Below are 19,986 nucleotides of genomic sequence, written 5' to 3'. Positions count from 1 at the left end.
ATCGAACCGGGCTGGATCACTACGTCCGGGCTACCTCCGGTCGCGACCCTTCGCGCGGACATCCCGGGTCGGCAGCCTTGGGCCACAACCGGAAGCACGGCCGTACAAAGGAGTCTTTGCACGGCCGCCCTGAGGTCTTACCAAGGTGCCTGGACTACTTTCACGTCGTGCTTTCCTCGCTTGTCCCAGACGGTCACTTTATCGACCCGCTCTTGCGCCATGAAGGATGCGGTGACCGTGAACGGCTTTTCCATTGGCAAACCGATTTCTGGGAGAAGAAACAGCAGCACGTGCTCCGGCGGAAATAACGTGATCGCTGACCTGACCAGCTTCACTTCGGTATTCGAAAAACTCACCACGCCCTGCGCAGTCAGGTCGACGAAAGGTCCAACCTGGACAGCGAAGTAGTCTGCAAAGCCAGGCTCCCATCTTCCAGGCGGTGCCCTGTCCTTTGCGGCCCACGGAATAGGGTCGTCATCGCCCAGTAACCGATTCCACGGGATAGGATCGTCGTCCCCACGACGGAGCCATGGCCAAGGTATCCCATCTCCACCAATCCTGTCTGAGCTGCTCAAAGGTATTCCTCCTCAGATTTATTTAAACAGGATGATTCTCTCACGCCTATGACGCTCCTACAACCTGAACGTTTGTTGAGCTAGGGCGCCATCCGACCTCTAGCGTCCCTCAGAGGCGACGTCCGCAACGGGGCACGTGCTGCCGTCCCGAACGAGCTAGCGTCACGGCCGGTGTACCTCAGATGGTTGCCGACTTGATGCAGCGCCGCAAGTCGGCAGGCTCCAGCCCGTTGCGGACATCCCAGGCGTAGACCGGAAGGTCGGAGATGGGCCAACAGCAGACATCCAGTGCGCTGGTTCACGTTGACTTCGTCGCCACAAACGCCACGGCAAACTTGCACCACAGCGGGACGTCGCTGGCGAACTCGAAGAAGTCATCGAAATAGACGAGGCCCAGATCGATGAGCCTCCGCGTCAGAGCTGCGAGTGCCTCTGGACCGAAGCTTGGACCAAAAGAGAGTAGCTCCTCATCAGCACCGTGCGGCTTATCCGTCTCAAGGGCATCAAGCACGGCCTGATACGATACGCCCCTTTCGGTCAAGGCGCGCCGACGGATGACAATCCCGTATTCAGCAGTGACGGCAACGAAATTCATTCCCACTCCGTTGGTCGTGAGATATCTCCGAGCCTCACATTTACCGAACCATGCGACGTCTTCAATGGGTCAATTCGCGACTTGATCGGACGCCTCAGCGTGTCCGGAATTCGCCCTTCTCGGACCTTCCGGCCGCCGCCAAAGACGTCAGCCTGCTGGGCTTGAGCGGATATGCTTCTCGAGACTTGTACGGGCCCGGAGCCAGGCGCGCACGACCGACAAGTAGACCTCTGATGCGATGCGCCCAAAATCTGATTTTACTCACCGCCTCAAGCACATCACCCTTGTCCAGTCCTCCCACGGAAAATATTCTAATTTCGTTTTTCAGAAAATCATGATTGACTATGCGCATCCCGTCCCGCCATGAGGGGCGCTTCGCGATCGTCACGAGACGTGGGTGCGGGATGCGGTGGGTGCATTGGATCGCAGCGCGAGCAATCGTGCGGACGAACGAGCCCGATGCGCCGGCGAAATCGTAGGGTCCTGGCCTCCCGGTGCTGAGGCCAAGCGGATGGTGACGATGATCCGTCCGTGACGGGGGCAAGACAGCCGGTCCCCGGGGAGAGGACGTATAAGCCGCCCAACCATCGCGCAGGGAATGCCGGGATGTCTCGGCTGAACCTGTGGTACCTGCCGCCTGCATTTTTTTCGCAGGCGGGCCATGGGGGCGGCCAGCTCCCGGCATTCCCTGCGCCCTCTTCGTCGATGAGGGCGAAACGACCCGCACAACTCGGACGCACGGAGCGCCGCGAGGCCGAGTGATTGCGTTCTCAGAAACACCCCGCCGCAGATGTCGGCGCCCCCAGCGTCGAGGCGGCGCAGAGACGATGGACGTCCCGCATGACAGCGCGCACAGACGCCAGGACTGTCGACCACTGGCCCGGTGGACGTCGGCGTCGAGTTGCCTCAGCCGTTCAGCCGGTCGATGTGCACCTTGCCGGCCTTCATCACCAGCGGAATGTGATCGCCCTGGCCGAGCAGGCACGAGACGTCGCGCAGCGGATTGCCCTCGACCACGAGCAGGTCGGCAAAGGCGCCCGGCAAGATCCGGCCGAGCTTGCCTTCCATGCCGAGCACCTCGGCGCCGATCACGGTCGCGCTGGCGATGACCTCGCGGGGACCAAGGATCTCTGCGCGGATCCGGAATTCGTCGCTCTGCAGGCGCTGCGACGGGCCGAGCAGGTCGCTGCCGAAGCCCATCTTGACGCCGGCGTCGCGGTAGATGCCGAGCGAGCGCAGGCCGGCATCGCGCACATCGGCGATCTTGGCGACGCTCTCCGGCGGCAGGCCATACTGCGCGCCCTCATTGGCGAGCGCCTCATAGGTGACGAGCGTCGGGATGACATAGACGCCCTTCTCGGCCATCAGGCGCGCGGTCGGAAGGTCGACCAGATTGCCATGCTCGATGGTGCGCACGCCGCAATGGACGGCGCGGGCGATGGCTTCCGCCGTGTAGGCATGCGCCAGGACGTAGGTCTGCCGCGCGCGAGCCTCGGCGACGATGGCGCGGATCTCGTCCTCCGAGTAGCCGAACGCACCGACGGGATCGGTCGGCGAGGCCACGCCGCCGGACGCCATGATCTTGATCTGGTCGGCGCCCATCTGCAGCTCCTCGCGCACCGCCTTGCGCACCGCATCGACGCCATCGGCCACCCGGGCCAACGCACCGACGCGCACGCAGCAGGGACAGGGTGCGTTGTCGGACAGGAAATCCGTCCGCGCCCGCATGTCGCCATGGCCGCCGGTCTGGCTGAGCGCCCGGCCGGAGACGAACAGCCGCGGACCTTCGGTGAGGCCGGTGTCGACCGCCTGCTTCAGCGGATAGCCCGCGCCGCCGGCATCACGCACCGTGGTAAAACCCCGCCGCAGCATGCCCTTCAGCAGCAGCGCCGAGCGCAGGGTGACCAGCACGTTCGGCATCTGCACCTGTTGTGCGAGATTGAGCTCGACCGCGATCGCATGCACGTGCAGATCGATCAGGCCCGGCATCAGCGTCTTGCCGTCGAGATCGATGGTCTGATCGGCGCTGGTCTGCAGCGGCTTGTCAGACACCTCCTTGATCAGATCGTCCTCGACCAGCACGTGATGGCCTTCGCGCAGCTCCGGCTGCAGCGGGTCGAGCAGAGCGGCATTCTTGAACAGGATGGTCGACATCGGATGTCCTCGATCGGAGCTAAGCGTGCGTCAGCGGGCGGAGCGGGCCGACGATGACGGTGTTCTCCCCTATCCTGTCCTGCGGCCTCGAGCCAGCTCGGGACGGAATACCTGTCTTCTCAGCCGATCGACATCAGGCTGGCATTGCCGCCGGCGGCCGCGGTGTTAGTGGAGAGACTGACCTCGGTGACCAGCCAGTCGAGATCGTAGCAGCCGTCGCTGGCGCGCGGCGTGACGAGCGGGACGATCGGTCCGGGGCGCGTGGCGAGGTCGCGGCCGAGCGCGATCAATTCATCCGCCTCACCGTCGGAAAGCACGGCCTGCAGATCGCGGAGAGCCCGCCAGCTGTCGACGATCCGCAGGCGGCCGCGCAGCCGGCTGGTGAGCGGTCCCAACACGGCACAAGCAGGGCTGGCGCGTTCGACGAACGCGTCGTTTCCGGTCATCAGAATGACGCCGATCTGGACCAGCAACGCCTGCTCGCTTCTCGCCAGTGCAGCGACGACGCCGCGCGCGGTGATGCGATAGATGTTCTGTTCGCCGACGGGTCCTGGCAACTCGATCTCGAGGCCGGCCAGCACCTGGGGCCCATGCGCCTCGCACGCCAGCGCCGCCTCGGCATGTCCGCTGGCGCGCAACCCGTCGAGGTAAGAGCGCAAGACCGCGTCAGACTGCGACGCCATGAGCCGCTGGCGCGGCGGCATCGCGAACAGCCGGCGCAGATACAGCGGACCGCCGGCCTTCGGCCCGGTCCCCGACAGGCCGGAGCCGCCGAATGGCTGCACGCCGACGACTGCGCCGATGACGTTGCGGTTGACATAGATGTTGCCGGCGGCACTGCGGCTCGACGCCCGCGCGATCGTCTCCGTGATGCGCGAATGGATGCCGAAGGTCAGGCCATAGCCGGTGAGGTTGATCGCGTCGATGAGGTCAGCGAGCTGCTCGCGACGGTAGCGCAGGACGTGGAGGACGGGGCCGAACACCTCGCGCTCGACATCGAATATGTTGCCGATTTCGATGATGGTCGGCGCGACGAACGTGCCATGCGCCGCCTGCGGCGGCAGCGGCAGCCGCTCCACGGCATGGCCGCGCGCCTGCATCTTGGCGACATGCGCATCGAGCGTGTCGCGGGCCTCGCCGCTGATCACCGGGCCGACATCGACCGACAACGACGCGGGATTGCCGAGTTCAAGCTCGCGCAGCGCGCCGTGCAGCATCGACAGGATGCGGTCGGCGACGTCCGCCTGCAGGCAGAGGATACGCAGCGCCGAACAGCGCTGGCCAGCGGAGTCGAAGGCGGAAGCGATGACATCGCCGACAACCTGCTCGGCGAGCGCCGAGGAATCCACGATCAGCGCGTTTTGGCCGCCGGTCTCGGCGATCAGCGGCACGGGCTGTCCATGGACGGCGAGGCGCTCGGCAAGCTGTTTCTGGATCAGCCGCGCGACGTCGGTCGATCCCGTGAACATCACGCCCTGCACGCTGTGATCGCCGACCAGCGCGGCGCCGACGCGGCCGTCGCCCGGCAGCAATTGCAGGACATCCGCTGGAACGCCGGCCTCATGGATGATGCGGACGGCCCCGGCGGCGATCAGCGGCGTTTCCTCGGCCGGCTTGGCCAGCACGGAATTGCCGGCCGCGAGTGCGGCCGCGATCTGGCCGGTGAAGATCGCGAGCGGAAAATTCCACGGGCTGATGCACACCACGGGGCCGAGCGAGTCGGGACTATCGCCCTCGGAGAGACGTTCGATCTCGCCCGCATAATAGCGCAGGAAATCGACGGCTTCGCGCACCTCGCCGACGGCGTTCGCAAAGGTCTTGCCGGCCTCGCGGACGATCAAGCCGATGAGGACGAGGCGACGCGCCTCCATCGCCTCGGCCGCGGCACGCAGGCATGCGGCGCGCGCGCGGGGGCTGGTCGCGGCCCAGGCCGGCGCGGCGTTCGCCGCACGCGACAGCGCCGCCTCGATCTCGGCAGGCGCGGCATCCCTGACCGCGCCGACGACGTCACGGCGATCGGCGGGATTGCGAATGAGGCGCGCGCCTTCGCTGGTGGTCGCTCCGGGCGCCGCAGCCGTCCAATCGAGGCTCGCGCTCGTGACCAGGCCTTCGCCGAGACGCGCCAGCGCGCGCTGATCGGAGAGATCGAATCCGGCCGAGTTCACGCGGCCCGGGCCGAACAGGTCGGGCGGACGCCTGATCTTGACGTGGGGGGCACCGGGGCGTTCCGACGCGCGAACGATGGCGACCGGATCTGCGATCAGATCGTCGACGGACACGGCCGGATCGGCGATGCGGTTGACGAAGGAGGTGTTGGCGCCGTTCTCGAGCAGCCGGCGCACCAGATAGGCCAGCAGCGTCTCATGCGAGCCGACGGGGGCGTAGATGCGGCACGGGCGGCCGAGCCGTGCCGGCCCGACGACCTCCTCATAGAGCGGCTCGCCCATGCCGTGCAGGCACTGGAATTCGTACTGGCCGCGCTCGTAGGTGGGGCCGGCCATCTCGACGATCGATGCCAGGGTTCGCGCATTATGCGTCGCGAACTGTGGGAACACGGCGTCCGGCGCGCGCAACAGCTTGCGGGCGCAGGCGAGGTACGACACGTCGGTATGGCTCTTGCGGGTGAAGACCGGGAAGTCCTCCAGGCCATCGACCTGCGCGCGCTTGATCTCGCTGTCCCAATAGGCGCCCTTGACGAGACGCACCATCAGCCGGCGCTGCGAGCGCCGCGCGAGGTCGATGAGCCAATCGACGACGAAGGCGCAGCGCTTCTGATAGGCCTGGATGACGAAGCCGATGCCGTTCCAGCCGGCGAGGTCCGGATCGAGGCAGAGCGCCTCGAGCAGATCGAGCGACAGGTCGAGACGGTCCGCTTCCTCGGCGTCGATGTTGAGGCCGATGTCGTAGCGCCGCGCGAGCAGCACCAGCTGCTTCAGTCGCGGCAGCAGCTCGCCCATGACGCGGCCGCGCTTGATGCTGACATAGCGCGGATGCAGCGCCGAGAGCTTGATCGAGATGCCCGGCCCTTCGTAGATGCCGGCACCGGCCGAATGACGCCCGATCGCATGGATCGCCGTCTCGTAGGCCGCGAAGTAGCGCGCGGCGTCTTCCGCCGTCGTCGCCGCCTCCCCGAGCATGTCGTAGGAGTAGCGGAAGCCCAGCGCTTCCCACGGCCGGCTGTTGGACAACGCCGCGTCGATGGTCTGCCCGGCAACGAACTGCTCGCCCATCAGGCGCATGGCGAGCGTCACGCCCTTGCGGATGATCGGCTCGCCGCCGCGAGCGATGAGCCGCGTGACGGCCGAGGCCAGGCTATCCTCGCTTGCCGCGGCCGTCAGCCTGCCGGTGACAATCAGGCCCCAGGTCGCGGCGTTCACCAGCAACGACGGGCTGTGCCCGATATGGGCGCGCCAATCGCCGGTCGCGATCTTGTCGCGGATCAGCGCATCGCGCGTTGCGGTGTCGGGAATCCGCAGCAGCGCCTCGGCCAGGCACATCAGGGCCACGCCCTCCTGGCTCGACAGCGAATATTCGTGGATCAGTCCCTCGACGCCGCCGGATTGCGCCTTGCCGCGCAGACGCACGACGAGATCCCGCGCCAGACCGGCCGCTCGTGCCGACGATGCCTCCGGGAGCACGGCGAGATCGAGCAGCGGCGCGATGCACTCCGGCTCGGCGCGGCGATAGGCCGAGGTGATCGCAGCGCGCAGCCCGTTCTGGCGCTGGACCCGGGTAGCGAACGCGGCGAACGGTCGTGGCGGCGACTGCGACATGACCCGTCTCCTCTGAAGCGATCCCCGTCACTCGCCATGCTTACGCGGCGTTGGCGCACGTCGCGAGCGACGGATAGCGCTACCGCCCGATCAACTGATCGGCGTAGTAGCCGATGGTCTTGCGGTAGATCACCGCCCTGTTCCACTCGCGCATCGCCTCGAAATTCGCCGAGCCCTCGTCATAGGGCGCGCCCATCTTGAAGCCGTTGCTGTGCAGCAGGTTGGCGGTCGAGGCCAGCACGTCGGCGGTGGAGTGGCGCAGGTCGACGCGGCCGTCGCCGTCGAAGTCGACGCCGTATTTGATGTAGGACGACGGCAGGAACTGGGTCTGGCCGATCTCGCCGGCGAAGGCGCCGACGAGGTCGCGCAAGGTGAGATCGCCGCGCTGCACGATCTTCAGCGCCGCCAGCAGCTCGCCCTGGAACAGCTCGGTGCGGCGGCAGTCATGCGCCAAGGTCGCGAGCGTGCGGATCACCGGCAGCTTGCCCATGTCACCCTTGCCGAAATCAGTCTCCAGCCCCCAGATCGCGACCAGGATCTGGCGCGGCACGCCATATTGCTGCTCGATGCGCGACAGCAGCGCCGCGTGCCGTTGCAGCATGGCGCGGCCGCCATTGATCCGGCCCGCGCCGACGCGGGTCGAGACGTACTGCTCGAAGCTCTTGTTGAAGGTGTAGCGCTGGCGGCGGTCGAAGGCGAGCACGGCCGGATCGAGCGTCACGCCCGACAGCGCCTGGCTGATCGTGCCGCCCGAGACGCCGGCGCTCTGCGCCTCCGCCGAGACGCCCGCGATGAAGGTATTGAAATCGCCACCGCAGCGCGCCGCCTGCGCGGTGCTTGCCGCTGAGAGGGCCGAGAACGAGGCCGCGAGCAGCACGGCAAGACGACGCAAGAGCATGCGGGATCCTTCGTCAGTTCAGAGCTTCGTGATTCCAAGTGCAGCGCGATCATGGCACGGGCGAAATGCTCGCGTCAAAACTGCGGCGGCGTGCCGCAAAGCGCCGATCACGGAGCCGGTACGCTCCCTCTCCCGCCTGCGGGGGAGGGTTGGGGCGGGGAGGCGTACACTGCGCACGAGGCAAGATGCATGATCACCCCCTGCCTGCAGCTTCCATCACCCCCGCTTGATCCTCGTCAACACCGCGCCATCATGACTCCCTAGGCTCCACGGCCGAAATGGAGACGACGCCATGATCGGGATTACGCTGTCTGCCGACCAGATCCGCTCGGCGCCACCGGAGGTGCGGCGCTGGATCGAGCATCAGGTGCTGTCGGGCCTCGGGCTCGGCCCGGAGGCGCCGCCGACGCCTGCCCTCCCCGCCCAGAGCACGCATCTCGTCGCCTGCAGCGTCGAGGATGCGGCGAAGGTCCTAGCGCAGATCCAGAGCGCGCTGCCGGCGGTGAACGTGTTCTTCGAGTTCGGCCGGCCGGGCATTGCGATGGGCCAGCCGCCGATCATGATGTTCCGCCTGATCGACATCCTGCATCACACGCGGCTGCAGAACATCGGCCAGGTGATGGCGTCGCTGGAGATGATCAACAAGGCGCTGATCGAGGTGAGGCACGATCCCTCGGTGCGCCTCTGCGGCTTCGACAATGAGGGCCACTGCCTGATCGCCCCGGAGACGCAACGTGCCATCGCCAGCGTCTGGCAGAGCGTGATCGCCAGGCAGCATGGCGTGGCGGAGGGCGAGGCGGCGTGAGGGCTGCGGTGGGCCGAGGTTTACGCGACAGAGGCGGCCGTCGATTTGAGTCTGTGGTGTTGAGCATGGCGCCTTGTTCCGTCATTCCGGGGCGCTCGCGTAGCAGCAAATCAGCAAAGCTGATTTGCCGCGGAGAGAGCGAGCCTGGAATCTGGAGCTGAGGAACGCATCTGCATACCAAGCTCGAGATTCCGGGCTCGCTCGCTGGCGCGAGCGTCCCGGATTGACGGCGTGAGGTGAGATCACGGCTCGTATCCCGACGAGGTCAGCAGGCAACCACGGCAAGCAGCCCCCTCTCCGCACCTCACGTTCGATCCAGCCTGTCCCGAAACGACGCGCCCTCGCCGCGACGCAGCCATGTCCGTCCCGGGCGGCTCGGGCCTTGAGCCTGCCGCCGTCGATGCTACGATATCATTGTCGTTCACGATCCCTCGGGAGATCGCCGATGCAGCACAATCAACGCCAGCGCCGATTGCTCCAGATCCCTCTGTTCCGCCTGCTCGCGATCAACCTCGCGCTCGGCCTCGGCATGGCCGTGGTGCTGGTCGGCGGATTGCTGCTGCTCGATCCCTGGGGCCTGCGTCACCTGATCTTCGCCGACCACTCGCCCGGCGTCGCCATCGGCCTCTTGCTCGGCTCGTTCTTCGTCACCTTCGGCTCAACCGCGATGGGCACCGCCATCATGGCGCTCGGCCGCAGTGATGATGAGGACGGTCCGAGCGGCGGCACGCGGGTGCATGCCCAGGTCAAGGTGCGGCGGCGTTAGAGTCGAACTGTTGCTGCACAGACGGTGCGCTCCCTCGCCCCGCTTGCGGGGAGAGGTGAAAAGCTGAGCTCGGCGCGAGATCCTCTCAATCGTCGCCTCACCAATGCCCCCTGCGCTTGTTCCAGGCGAACAGCACATCCGCAAACCGGTCGTAGCCGAAGCGCGTCAGCGGGCGCACCAGGCGGTTGCCGAACAGCGTGGCGAGCCAGCCCTCGCCGGGCGTCAGCGCCCACAGCAGCAGCGCCACGTCGGCGCCGGTGATCAGCTCCCCCTCCTCGTCGGTGGCGTGCAGGCGGCGGCGGACGTCGTCGACGTCGACACCGAACTCAGCCAGCGCCTGCGGCTCCTCGTTGATGTCCTTGAACACGACCCGCCCCGACTTCACCAGCGCCAGGAGCTTGTTGCGCTGCCAGTCGATGCCGGCGTCGCAGACCGGGCAGCGCGTGTTGTACCAGATGGTGAGTTGGGGCATCGACATGGGCTGCATTCGCGGCGGGGTGAGACGTCCACGATGAACGCACTTTCATCCGGCAAAATCGAGGAGTTTCGGGACCCCGCCGGCCGGTCCGTGATCGCTCTGGCTGCCCCGCCGATTCCGCGAAAACCATATGACAAAAAAGTCAAATTCGGGCAGCGGATAAGCATTTTCTGGCATTGACCGGACCGGCCCCGCCGCCGTAAAGCGCCATCCATGGCGAAAAAACCCGGCTCCAATCCCAAAGGCGAATTCGCCTTCTTCAACGTGACCTACGAGGACGGCTCGCAGCGCTCCAACCGCCGCGTCCCGGCCGAGCTGCTCGGCGGCCTCGACGGCGACGAGCCCGCCCGCGGCTTCATCATGGAGCAGGACCGCGACATCGCCGAAAAATCCGGCCGCCCGCCGCTTCAGATCAAGTCGCTGGAGCGCGTCGGGGCGAAGAAGAAGTAGATCAGCCGCGCCGCCGTAGGGTGGGCAAAGCGCGCAGCGCGTGCCCACCATCAGGTGCCTGCCGCGACACTCGGTGGGCACGGCGCGCCACATCGTCCCCAGCCTAACCACCGTGCCAGCGCCTTTGCCCACCCTACGGCAGTGCGCTATGCCGCTTGCTTCTGGCGCTCCCGCAACAGAGCGCTGTCGCCAGCGTCCATCGCCCTCGGCCGGTTGATCAGACTGACCAGCGTGTAGCTGATGATCAGCAGCAGAAACCACGAGCCGAGCTTGGCCGGCGACACCATGGTCCAGCCATGCGCCTGCTGCGGATAGAGCCAGACCCGCGTGAAGGTGCCGACGTTCTCCGATAGCCAGATGAACAGCGACACCAGGAAAAGCCCGAGCAGCAGCGGCATCGCGCGGTGCACGCGCCAGACCTTGAAGTGAACCGTCGCCGGCGCAAACAGCAGCGCCGCCCAGCCGAACAGCACCAGCCGCAGATCGAGCCCGTAATGGTCGGTGAAGAAGTTGAGGTAGACCGCCGCGCTCAAGCCGATCAGCCAACGCCGTGACGGATGGCCGGTGAAGCGGAAGTCGAACAGGCGCCAGACGCGGCAGAGATAGCTGCCGATGCAGGCATACATGAAGCCGGAGAACAGCGGCACACCGCCGAGCCGGATCAGGCTCGGCTCGGGATAGATCCAGGAGCCGGTCGCGGTCTTGAACAGCTCCATCACTGTCCCGACGAGGTGATAGATCAGGATGATCTTCGCCTCCTCCCAGGTCTCGAGCCTTGTGGCGAGCAGCGCGGCCTGAACACCGAGCATGCAGAGAAAGAGGAAATCATAGCGCGCGAGCGGCGCGGTCGCCGGATAGAACTGCCACGTCAACAGCATCAGCGCCACCGCGATGCCGCCAAACAAGCAGGCCCAGCCCTGCTTCACGCCGAAGCGGAGGAATTCGTAGAGGCCGGCAGTCCAGGGCGTCTCGGCTGCGCGAGCAACGAGGCGGGCTTCGGCGGCGATGAACGGACGCAGGGGCAGCCAGATGGCGGCGGCGCTGTCGTGCGCTGCGACCGATGAAAACTCGTCGTCTTGCATGGAAGTCGGCGTCCGGTGAGACGCTAATTCCTAGCAGCCGAGCGCCCAACACCGTCTGCGCAAAGTTCGGCCTCTTGCGGCAAGGACACGGACATTTGCGGACAAGATGTCGTGTCGGCCAACTCTGGCACCCCGCCACCGCCTTTCGGTGCGAGAGACCCGTGCGACGTCATCGCAACTTCCGTAACGTCAAATCTCTGCCAAGCTCGGCGCATCCAAGGGGGCTCAATTCTGTGCAACCTCGAATATCCGACAAAACTCCGAGCTAGATAGAATTGAACGAATTCTCACACCTTGATTGGCAAAAATACGCCCACCGCGCGGGCTTGCTATGAGATTACCTCCTTGATGATGTATTGCAACGACAAGCCAACGATCATCGAATACCGGCGCACCACTTGACCCCGGCATTGTATCAGTCGTGTACTGGATATGATCATCCAACAAGTTGACTACCTTGTTGTCCGTGAGACAAATCTGCTTTATCCCGCCCTGAGGGTGCTGAATGATCACAACGTTATCCCCCCGATCGACACCCTCTCTCGACAAAGTCAACTCACCCCATGCAGCGAGATCGCGCGCACCGCCCCTCGAAATAACCTTCACAGCCGTACAGTCCAGCCGCATACTCGTTATGAAAGAGTCAGCATCAAGTGAATAGCTTGCCACGTCCCTCAGCTTGCCACTCTCATCATCTTCAAAATTGAAATCCACCTCAGAACTCGATGCATCCGCCCTGGTCGGAATGACATGATGGTTAGTTAGCAAATATCCGCCGCCAACTAAAAAGCCGCTACCAGTTCCTGACGGAGTACGCACTCTACAAACAGCCCTAGCACGTGACAGCCCCTTACGAATCCACGCTAGACTCCTTAATTGGCTAACAGGACCAATGATCTTCTCCACCCCAGCTAGCGCCGACGAAGGAATTTGCACAGGCTTCTCACTCACCGGCGGAAACAGCAGAGATAGCCTTTCAACATCGTCAATCATTTCGAGCAGCGCCGCATCTATTCTGGCACTATCGCGATCAAAGTCTTCCGCCGAAATCTGCAACAGCCGCCGCGCCTTGTGCAGTCGATTCAATCTAGCGAATTGAACTGATATCTCGTTCAAACGACTCGTCGAGATCCCGGACCCACCGCTTGCAAGGTCCCCCCTCAGGAGATCACGAATACCTTCCGCAGCAGCGAACGGCTCCCCACCGGCGACAAGCTGACGAAGGCGGTCGAAAGTTGTTTCAGATGAAATTGCCATTATGGAGCACCATCAATCTACTGGGCCGAGCGAGATAGGACACCCAATGATATTGACAACTTCAACAGCAGCCACGGCCAAGCAATAGAAAATCGCATAACAAATAAACAAAGCGCCCTCCTCTTGGATCACAGTTTTGAGAAGGACACCCAGCCCAGAAAAGACTACTGATATGACAATCAGCACATCAAATTGAGCACGCCTAGCCGCCCGAGGGATCGATGAGCTACGCGCATCCCAAAAATGGAAAACAAGCCAGGCGCTAGCCAGAAGGATGGAACCAACAACAAGATGATCAAAATACAAATAGAAATACGCTTGAAGGAACACAACCCAACTAAGACCCCACATTACAGCAATCAAACTCAACACGAGAACAGAGACTTTCACCAATTCATAAATATAGTCATCAACCGCATGACTTCCGTATCTCAACCTAAGGTGAAGCTCCATCGACAGGACAAAGACGAAAACTAGCACCAACCCGAAATAAGAGCTTCCAAAAAAGAGAACACAGTCAACAAGAGGAATAACAAAGAACGCCAGCACCGCGATCGCAATGTTTCGAAACTCGTACAGATACACAGCCGCAAAGACATGCCTGTACGAAAGCCCTCTTCTAACTACCCCTTGTCTCCAACTGGAAAACTCCTGAAGTAACACGAGAGAAATCCCCGCCACCAGAGCAACTAGCCAATCCAAGCGATACGAAAAAACACCAACAAAACTGATCGCAGCCAAAGGAATAGCAACAACCAACACCAGCAGAAGTACATCAAACTTCAGCGCATACAGCACTGGGTTGTTAATCCTGAAGTAATTCTCCAACATTAGAAGCGACCCTTATCTTGAATCCAACAGAAACTTCTTCGCAGAAAACGAAACGTCAACAATTGATCGAACGGAGGACATGTCGACTGAGCTGGTCCTGGCGATTAGCTCCGCGATTGAAATCTTTTCATTAAAGGTCAACTGAACTCCACCTAACACTTCCACTATTTGCCTAATTCCGGAGATTCCATAAAATTGGTCAATATTAACCGCTCCGCGACCACCTAGTATTTGGAACGACGAACCCACGTCTTTCGCGTAAAGTTCCGACCTCGCTCCGACAAACTCGCACCTCCCTTGCCGCAAGATGATAATTTGATCTGCTACCAAATCGACCTCATCTACGTGATGGGTACTTAGCAAGATTGACGCAGGTGCCGAAAAAGAAGCTGTCAATTCCTTCAATTCTGAAAGCAACGTGGCGCGAGCCGCAAAATCCAAATGAGCCAGCGGCTCATCTAGAACAATCAGACGCGGAGAAGTGAGGAGACACCTTACAAGGTCAACCCTCATCAGAAATCCAGCCGACAACTCTGACCAGTTCTTATGCGAAACGTCCTCTAAATTGTAGCGCGCCAAATAATCATCAACCGCTTGACGATTGACCTTTCTCAGCTTTCCACAAGTCGCAGAAATGAATTCCAGGGTGGACTTAACACTTGATTCTGAGCGCAAATGATCCGACGAAACGAATGCAATTTGCGCCTTAATCGACAACCAATCAATCGGCCGCCCAAAGCCAAAGTATTTTATGTCCCCAGAACTCGGCCGCAAGTTCCCTGTGATCAGTCTGAGCAGTGTCGTTTTTCCGCTGCCGTTATCACCGCACACTACACTGATTTGACCAAGCCTCAGTTCGAGACTGACAGGCCCGAGCATGAAACGCCCATCACCGAGAGATTTGGTTATTTCTGTTGCCGAGACGCAAGGACTTCCTCCGTCAGTCTTTGAGATCTCGCCAATTATTCTACGCCGAAGCTCATTTGTGTCGACCGAGATACGTCCTTCGCGTTCGACGGTCACGAGCTTCTCTCCTACTCCGACCACACGACCGCTCATCTGAAACTTTTTGAAGCCAAAATTGAACTGCTTGAGCAGCTTCAAAATGGCAATTGAGATATCGTTTATGTTTTCGGTCTGAGTCGTTGATAGTCGTTCGGCACGTTCGTACCGATTTAGCCTCGAAAACAAGTGAGTGACTTCATCCTTGAGAGCGGGCGCGCAATCAATTATCAGGAGGCGCAGTCGCTCAAGCGCCGCGCGCAAGTCATTATTCTCGACGAGAGATCGAATCTCCGCCTCGATTTGATCGACCAACTTTGGCTGAGTCATCAATGACCCACGGCGCCTCGACTAGGTCCTTATTGGTAATAGCCCGAACAAGGCGATCGATCTGATCAATCGAGAGTTGAATAGTCAACTCGATTTCAGAGATATGAACCGGATGTCCGCGGAGATATAGCTAAGATCGATAGCCTTCAAAACGGCCGAGCCGGCCGACCCTATTTATAACAAGGGGGTCGGCCGGTTTGAGAGACTTAGGAGAGATCCTATAGAAATGAATGCCGTCGAACTTAATAACGCGACGGACGACCACCCGTCTACAAAGAGTCAAGGAGACGGGATCTCCGAGGGTTCAGTTGTCCAAGAAGCTCCGCAGCTTCCTCGACCGGCTCGGATGCTTTAGCTTCCTTAGCGCCTTCGCCTCGATCTGGCGGATACGCTCTCTGGTCACCGAGAACTGCTGGCCGACCTCTTCCAGCGTGTGGTCGGTGTTCATGCCGATGCCGAAGCGCATGCGCAGCACGCGCTCCTCGCGCGGGGTCAGCGAGGCGAGCACGCGGGTGGTGGTTTCGCGCAAGTTCGACTGGATCGCGGCGTCGATCGGCAGGATCGCGTTCTTGTCCTCGATGAAGTCGCCGAGATGAGAGTCCTCCTCGTCACCCACGGGGGTTTCGAGCGAGAGCGGCTCCTTGGCGATCTTCAGGACCTTGCGCACCTTCTCGAGCGGCATGCCGAGCTTTTCGGCGAGCTCCTCCGGGGTCGGCTCGCGGCCGATCTCGTTCAGCATCTGGCGCGAGGTGCGGACGATCTTGTTGATCGTCTCGATCATGTGCACGGGGATGCGGATGGTGCGGGCCTGATCGGCGATCGAGCGGGTGATCGCCTGCCGGATCCACCAGGTGGCGTAGGTCGAGAACTTGTAGCCGCGGCGATACTCGAACTTGTCGACCGCCTTCATCAGGCCGATGTTGCCTTCCTGGATCAGGTCGAGGAACTGCAGGCCGCGGTTGGTGTACTTCTTGGCGATCGAGATCACGAGACGGAGGTTGGCTTCCACCATCTCCTTCTTGGCCTGACGGGCTTCGCGCTCGCCCTTCTGCACGGAGTGCACGATCTTGCGGAACTCGCCGATCTCCAGACCGGTGAGCGCGGCCATGGCCTGCACCTCCTGGCGCAGGTCCTTGATGCGGTCCTTCTCGTAGTGGACGAAGTTCTTCCAGCCCTTCGCGGAGAGCTTGGAGACGCGGTTGAGCCAGCGCGGATCGAGCTCCGAGCCCTGGTAGTTGCGCAGGAAGTCCTCGCGCGCCACGCCGTGGGAGTCGGCCAGGCGCATCAGCCGGCTCTCGAACGAGACCAGCTTCTTGTTGATGTCGTAGAGCTGCTCGACCAGCGAGTCGATGCGGGCCTGGTTGAGGCGCAGCGACTTCACCTCGACGATGATCTCGTCCTTGAGCTTCTTGTACTTGCGCTCCTGCGAGGGCGACAGCGACTCGCTCTGCAGCTGGTTGGCGATGTCCTGCTCCTGCAGGCGGCGCAGCTTCTTGTACTCGGACGCGATCTTGTCGAACGTCTCGACGACCTTCGGCTTCAGCTCGGCCTCGATGGCCGCGAGCGACATCTGGTTCTCGAATTCGTCGTCGTCCATGTCGGCTTCGGCCGCCGCCTCGCCGGGGTCCTTCTCCTCGGCGGGCGCGCCGTTCGGCGCGGCACGGAACGGGGTCGGCTGCTGCGGGGCGGCCGGCGGCGCCACCGCGGCCTGGACGTCGCCGCCCTCGGCCGGAGCGCCCTCGCCATTCACGGGCGCGGCGATCTGCGGATTCATGCCGCCCTTGGCCTCAGGGCCGGCATAGGTGGCTTCGAGATCGATGATGTCGCGAAGGAAGATCTTGCCTTCGTTGAGCTCGTCGCGCCAGATGATGATGGCCTGGAACGTCAGCGGGCTTTCGCAGAGGCCCGCGATCATCGCCTCGCGGCCGGCCTCGATGCGCTTGGCGATGGCGATTTCGCCCTCGCGCGACAGCAGCTCGACGGTGCCCATCTCGCGCAGATACATGCGCACGGGATCGTCGGTGCGCTCGCCGGGCTCCGACTTCTTGACCTCGGTGACGGCCTTCTGGGTGATCTCGACGAGCTCGTTGTCGGTCTCGTCCTCGCCGTCGTCCTTCTCGTCGGAGTCGTCGGCCTCCTCGGCCTCGGTCACGTTGATGCCCATGTCGGAGAGCATCGACATGATGTCTTCGATCTGTTCCGGCGAGGTGGTGTCGGAAGGCAGGACCTCGTTGAGCTGATCGAAGGTCACGAAGCCGCGCTTCTTGGCCTGCTTGATCATCTTCTTGACGGCGGCGTCCGACAGGTCGAGCAACGGCGAAGGCGCATCGGCGGCGTCCTTCTCGGGAGCGTCGGCCGCCTTGTCGTCCTTTTCCTTGTCCTTCACCTGCAGCGTCTTTGCCTTCGTGGCCATTCATTGCTCCCGAAACGCGCCCGCTCCGCCCATGGCATCTTCGCCCTTGGCATCGCGGCGCCCGCCTGCTCTACTCAAACTGTTCTCGACGCGGAAAGGGCGGCGCACTTTTAACGTCGCCACCCCCTGAAGTCTGTCGCTGGTGTCGTCCCGTTTTCGGACCGGCGCGCGTTTCTTGCAAAAGCGATACCGATTTTGCAATCGAATCCGGCGCCCGACATGCAGGCGCGGTGTCCGACAGCGAAACCAATCCATCTGCTGCAGAAAATGCCCCGGACCTCTTAAACTTCGATTAACCCTGTTTTTGCAGCCAAACCATGGATTTGGCGAGTCTTTTCGCGCGGACCTGATACCGCGCGGGCGGACCGGGCCGAAATGTGCTCAACTGGCGACTGGGCGCCGGGCGTCCAGTCTACACGTTGCGGTTGGTCCGTCCGGACAGTTCCCCGAAGCCTTCGATCAGCGCTTCGGTACCGTCCATCTCGGCCATCCTGGCCTTCACGTCCCTCAACCAGCCCATGTTCGGCTCGCTCGGCTCCTCGCCCAGCGCCAGCTCGGCATCCTTCAATTCCCTAAGTAAGGAGTGCCATTGCCGATGCAAGGCAACGAGCTGATGCCAGGTCGCAAGAACGTCATCGCGCGCCGCCCCCGACTTGGTCGCCCACACCGCCGCGGTCGTGATCGCCCGCTCAACCCGTTGAAGAAGCTCGGAAAAGCCAGACTTCTCCAGATCGGCCCGCATCTTCTCGGCCTGCTCGTCCGGGTCCGGCGAATGGTGGTGGTCGTGGGCGAAGGCGGCGATGACGGCAGCGCGGAGCTTGTGCGCCTCGGGATGGGCCAGCTCCAGCGCGGCGACCTCCTCCAGGTGATCGTGCAGGAGCCAAGGGTGGTTGATCAGGCACTGCAGGATCAGGGCCTCCCGGCGCGAGATCGCCGAGCGCTGGCCGCGCATGATCGGGCTCATGGCGAGCTGCGGGCTGGCCGCCTGGTAGGGGCCGCGGGCCATCGCCGGGCCTGTGGATGGCGGTCCGCCGCGGCGGCCGCCCCCTGTGGATAACCGCCCCGATTGTCCGGAACCGGGACTGCGGGGGCCAAACCGCCGTCCTGATTCGGCACCGTAGCCGCGGCCAAAGCCCCGGCCGCCGTCCGGGGCGAATGCCCGGTACAGCCGGTCGCTGAGGTCCTGCTTGTAGTAGCGCCGTACCACCTCGTCGGCGATGCCGCCGGTGAGCTGGCCGATCCGCGCCTCCAGCGCGGCACGGCGCTCCGGCGTGTTGAAGCTGCCGCCCTCGACCTCGCGCGACCAGATCACCTCGGCCAGCGGCTTTGCGACTTTGAGCACCTCCTCGACCGCGCCGCGGCCGCCGGAGCGGACGAGGTCGTCGGGATCCTGTCCTTCCGGCAGCAGCGCGAAGCGGAGACTCTTGCCGGGCTTGAGATGCGGCAAAGCAAGGTCCGCGGCGCGATAGGCCGCCTTCTGGCCGGCGCGGTCGCCGTCGAAGCACAGGATCGGCTCGTCGACCATCTTCCAGATCAGCGAAAGCTGGCTCTCGGTGAGCGCGGTGCCGAGCGGCGCCACGGCGCCGGCAAAGCCGGCCGCCACCAGCGCGATGACGTCGACATAGCCCTCGACCACGATCAACGGCGCGCCATTGTGCGCGGCCTGGCGGGCGCTCGGCAGGTTGTAGAGGTTGTCGCCCTTGTGGAAGAGCGGCGTCTCCGGCGAGTTGAGATATTTCGCCGGCACGTCCTTCTGCAGCGCGCGGCCGCCGAAGGCGATGACGCGTCCGCGGAGGTCGGTGATCGGGAACATCACGCGGTCGCGGAAGCGGTCGTAGGGCACCGGAATGTCGTCGCCACCGACCAGCAATCCCGCCTCGACCATGTCGGCCACCGGCACGCCCTGGGCGCCGAGATATTCCTTCAAGCCGAACCGATCCGGCGGCGCGTAGCCAAGCCGGAATTGGAGCTGCGTCTGCGGCAGGATCGCGCGATCGGCAAGATAGCCGCGGGCGCGCGCGCCATGACGGGACGCCAGCGTGTCAGAAAAGAACTTCGTCGCCAGCTCCATCACGTCGTACAGCGTCTTGCGCTGCCGCTCCTGGCGCGCCGCATCGGGCGTGACCGCGGGCAGCGCCAGGCCGGCGATTCCCGCCAGCCGCTCGACGGCTTCGGGGAAGCTGCAACCCTCGGTCTCCATCACGAAGTCGAAGATGTTGCCGTGCTTGCCGGACGAGAAGTCGTGATAAAAACCCTTCTGGTCGTTGACGTAGAAGGACGGCGTCTTCTCCTGCTGGAACGGCGACAGCCCCTTCCACTCGCGCCCCGCCTTCTTGAGCTTCACGCGCTTGCCGACGACGTCCGAGACCGGAAGCCGGGCGCGCAGCTCATCGAGAAATTCCGGCGTGAAGCGGGCCATGAGCGGGGCGGAGGTCCTGTGGTGATGGCCTAGGCATATAGGCACCCGTGTACGAAATGTGAACTTCCTCCGGCTTGTCCGGGCTATTCACAGGCCAGCTCGATCCTCCGGTCATTCCGGGGCGCCCGCAGGGCGAGCCCGGAATGACCGCGTGGAGA

At 63.1% G+C, this 19,986-nt stretch carries 15 protein-coding genes; 3 read left to right on the top strand and 12 right to left on the bottom strand.

The features are described from left to right. Positions 1 to 137: 137 nt before the first annotated feature. The 5 genes from QX124_RS01405 to QX124_RS01385 form a co-directional block, all read right to left on the bottom strand. Complete coding sequence (locus QX124_RS01405) at positions 138 to 356, bottom strand: hypothetical protein (protein ID WP_315795853.1); 219 nt, start codon at positions 354 to 356, stop codon at positions 138 to 140. A 517-nt stretch (positions 357 to 873) separates the two neighbouring features. Beyond that, positions 874 to 1,170, bottom strand: a complete 297-nt coding sequence (locus tag QX124_RS01400; RefSeq protein WP_315795851.1) for a hypothetical protein — start codon at positions 1,168 to 1,170, stop codon at positions 874 to 876. A gap of 906 nt (positions 1,171 to 2,076) precedes the next feature. Next, positions 2,077 to 3,324 (bottom strand): metal-dependent hydrolase family protein, encoded by a 1,248-nt coding sequence (locus QX124_RS01395; RefSeq protein WP_315795849.1) that lies wholly within the window; start codon positions 3,322 to 3,324, stop codon positions 2,077 to 2,079. Positions 3,325 to 3,443: 119 nt separating this feature from the next. Next, positions 3,444 to 7,097: a trifunctional transcriptional regulator/proline dehydrogenase/L-glutamate gamma-semialdehyde dehydrogenase gene (gene putA / locus QX124_RS01390; RefSeq protein WP_315795847.1), complete on the bottom strand. Its 3,654-nt coding sequence runs from the start codon at positions 7,095 to 7,097 to the stop codon at positions 3,444 to 3,446. 79 nt (positions 7,098 to 7,176) lie between these two features. Then, complete coding sequence (locus QX124_RS01385) at positions 7,177 to 7,995, bottom strand: lytic murein transglycosylase (protein ID WP_315779244.1); 819 nt, start codon at positions 7,993 to 7,995, stop codon at positions 7,177 to 7,179. Positions 7,996 to 8,287: 292 nt separating this feature from the next. Between QX124_RS01385 and QX124_RS01380 the strand changes: the two genes are divergently transcribed. Both QX124_RS01380 and QX124_RS01375 read left to right on the top strand, forming a co-directional pair. Next, entirely contained in the window at positions 8,288 to 8,800 is a 513-nt protein-coding gene (locus QX124_RS01380) for a hypothetical protein (protein ID WP_315736400.1), read from the top strand. A 445-nt stretch (positions 8,801 to 9,245) separates the two neighbouring features. Continuing rightward, complete coding sequence (locus QX124_RS01375) at positions 9,246 to 9,566, top strand: hypothetical protein (protein WP_315736399.1); 321 nt, start codon at positions 9,246 to 9,248, stop codon at positions 9,564 to 9,566. Between the two features lie 97 nt (positions 9,567 to 9,663). Here QX124_RS01375 and QX124_RS01370 read toward each other — a convergent pair whose 3' ends face one another. Further along, positions 9,664 to 10,038, bottom strand: a complete 375-nt coding sequence (locus tag QX124_RS01370) for a thiol-disulfide oxidoreductase DCC family protein (protein ID WP_315737048.1) — start codon at positions 10,036 to 10,038, stop codon at positions 9,664 to 9,666. Between the two features lie 219 nt (positions 10,039 to 10,257). Between QX124_RS01370 and QX124_RS01365 the strand changes: the two genes are divergently transcribed. Further along, positions 10,258 to 10,494 (top strand): hypothetical protein, encoded by a 237-nt coding sequence (locus QX124_RS01365; RefSeq protein WP_008963614.1) that lies wholly within the window; start codon positions 10,258 to 10,260, stop codon positions 10,492 to 10,494. Between the two features lie 146 nt (positions 10,495 to 10,640). Here QX124_RS01365 and QX124_RS01360 read toward each other — a convergent pair whose 3' ends face one another. The 6 genes from QX124_RS01360 to dnaG form a co-directional block, all read right to left on the bottom strand. Further along, on the bottom strand, positions 10,641 to 11,576 hold the full coding sequence (locus QX124_RS01360) for a DUF817 domain-containing protein (RefSeq protein WP_315795844.1): 936 nt from the start codon (positions 11,574 to 11,576) through the stop codon (positions 10,641 to 10,643). 225 nt (positions 11,577 to 11,801) lie between these two features. Further along, positions 11,802 to 12,833 carry a trypsin-like peptidase domain-containing protein gene (locus QX124_RS01355; protein ID WP_315795842.1) on the bottom strand — a complete coding sequence of 344 codons (1,032 nt, stop codon included), beginning with the start codon at positions 12,831 to 12,833 and terminating at the stop codon, positions 11,802 to 11,804. A gap of 12 nt (positions 12,834 to 12,845) precedes the next feature. Continuing rightward, positions 12,846 to 13,631 (bottom strand): hypothetical protein, encoded by a 786-nt coding sequence (locus QX124_RS01350; protein ID WP_315795840.1) that lies wholly within the window; start codon positions 13,629 to 13,631, stop codon positions 12,846 to 12,848. A gap of 45 nt (positions 13,632 to 13,676) precedes the next feature. Next, positions 13,677 to 14,996 carry an ATP-binding cassette domain-containing protein gene (locus tag QX124_RS01345; RefSeq protein WP_315795838.1) on the bottom strand — a complete coding sequence of 440 codons (1,320 nt, stop codon included), beginning with the start codon at positions 14,994 to 14,996 and terminating at the stop codon, positions 13,677 to 13,679. Between the two features lie 304 nt (positions 14,997 to 15,300). Continuing rightward, complete coding sequence (gene rpoD, locus QX124_RS01340; RefSeq protein ID WP_315736396.1) at positions 15,301 to 17,409, bottom strand: RNA polymerase sigma factor RpoD; 2,109 nt, start codon at positions 17,407 to 17,409, stop codon at positions 15,301 to 15,303. 412 nt (positions 17,410 to 17,821) lie between these two features. Next, a complete protein-coding gene (gene dnaG, locus QX124_RS01335) occupies positions 17,822 to 19,828 on the bottom strand; it encodes a DNA primase (protein ID WP_315795836.1) in 2,007 nt (668 codons plus the stop codon). Between the last annotated feature and the right edge of the window lie 158 nt (positions 19,829 to 19,986).

It is taken from the genome of Bradyrhizobium sp. SZCCHNRI3043, from assembly GCF_032377735.1.
Classification (GTDB): domain Bacteria; phylum Pseudomonadota; class Alphaproteobacteria; order Rhizobiales; family Xanthobacteraceae; genus Bradyrhizobium.
This window is presented reverse-complemented; position numbering and strand designations above follow the sequence as displayed.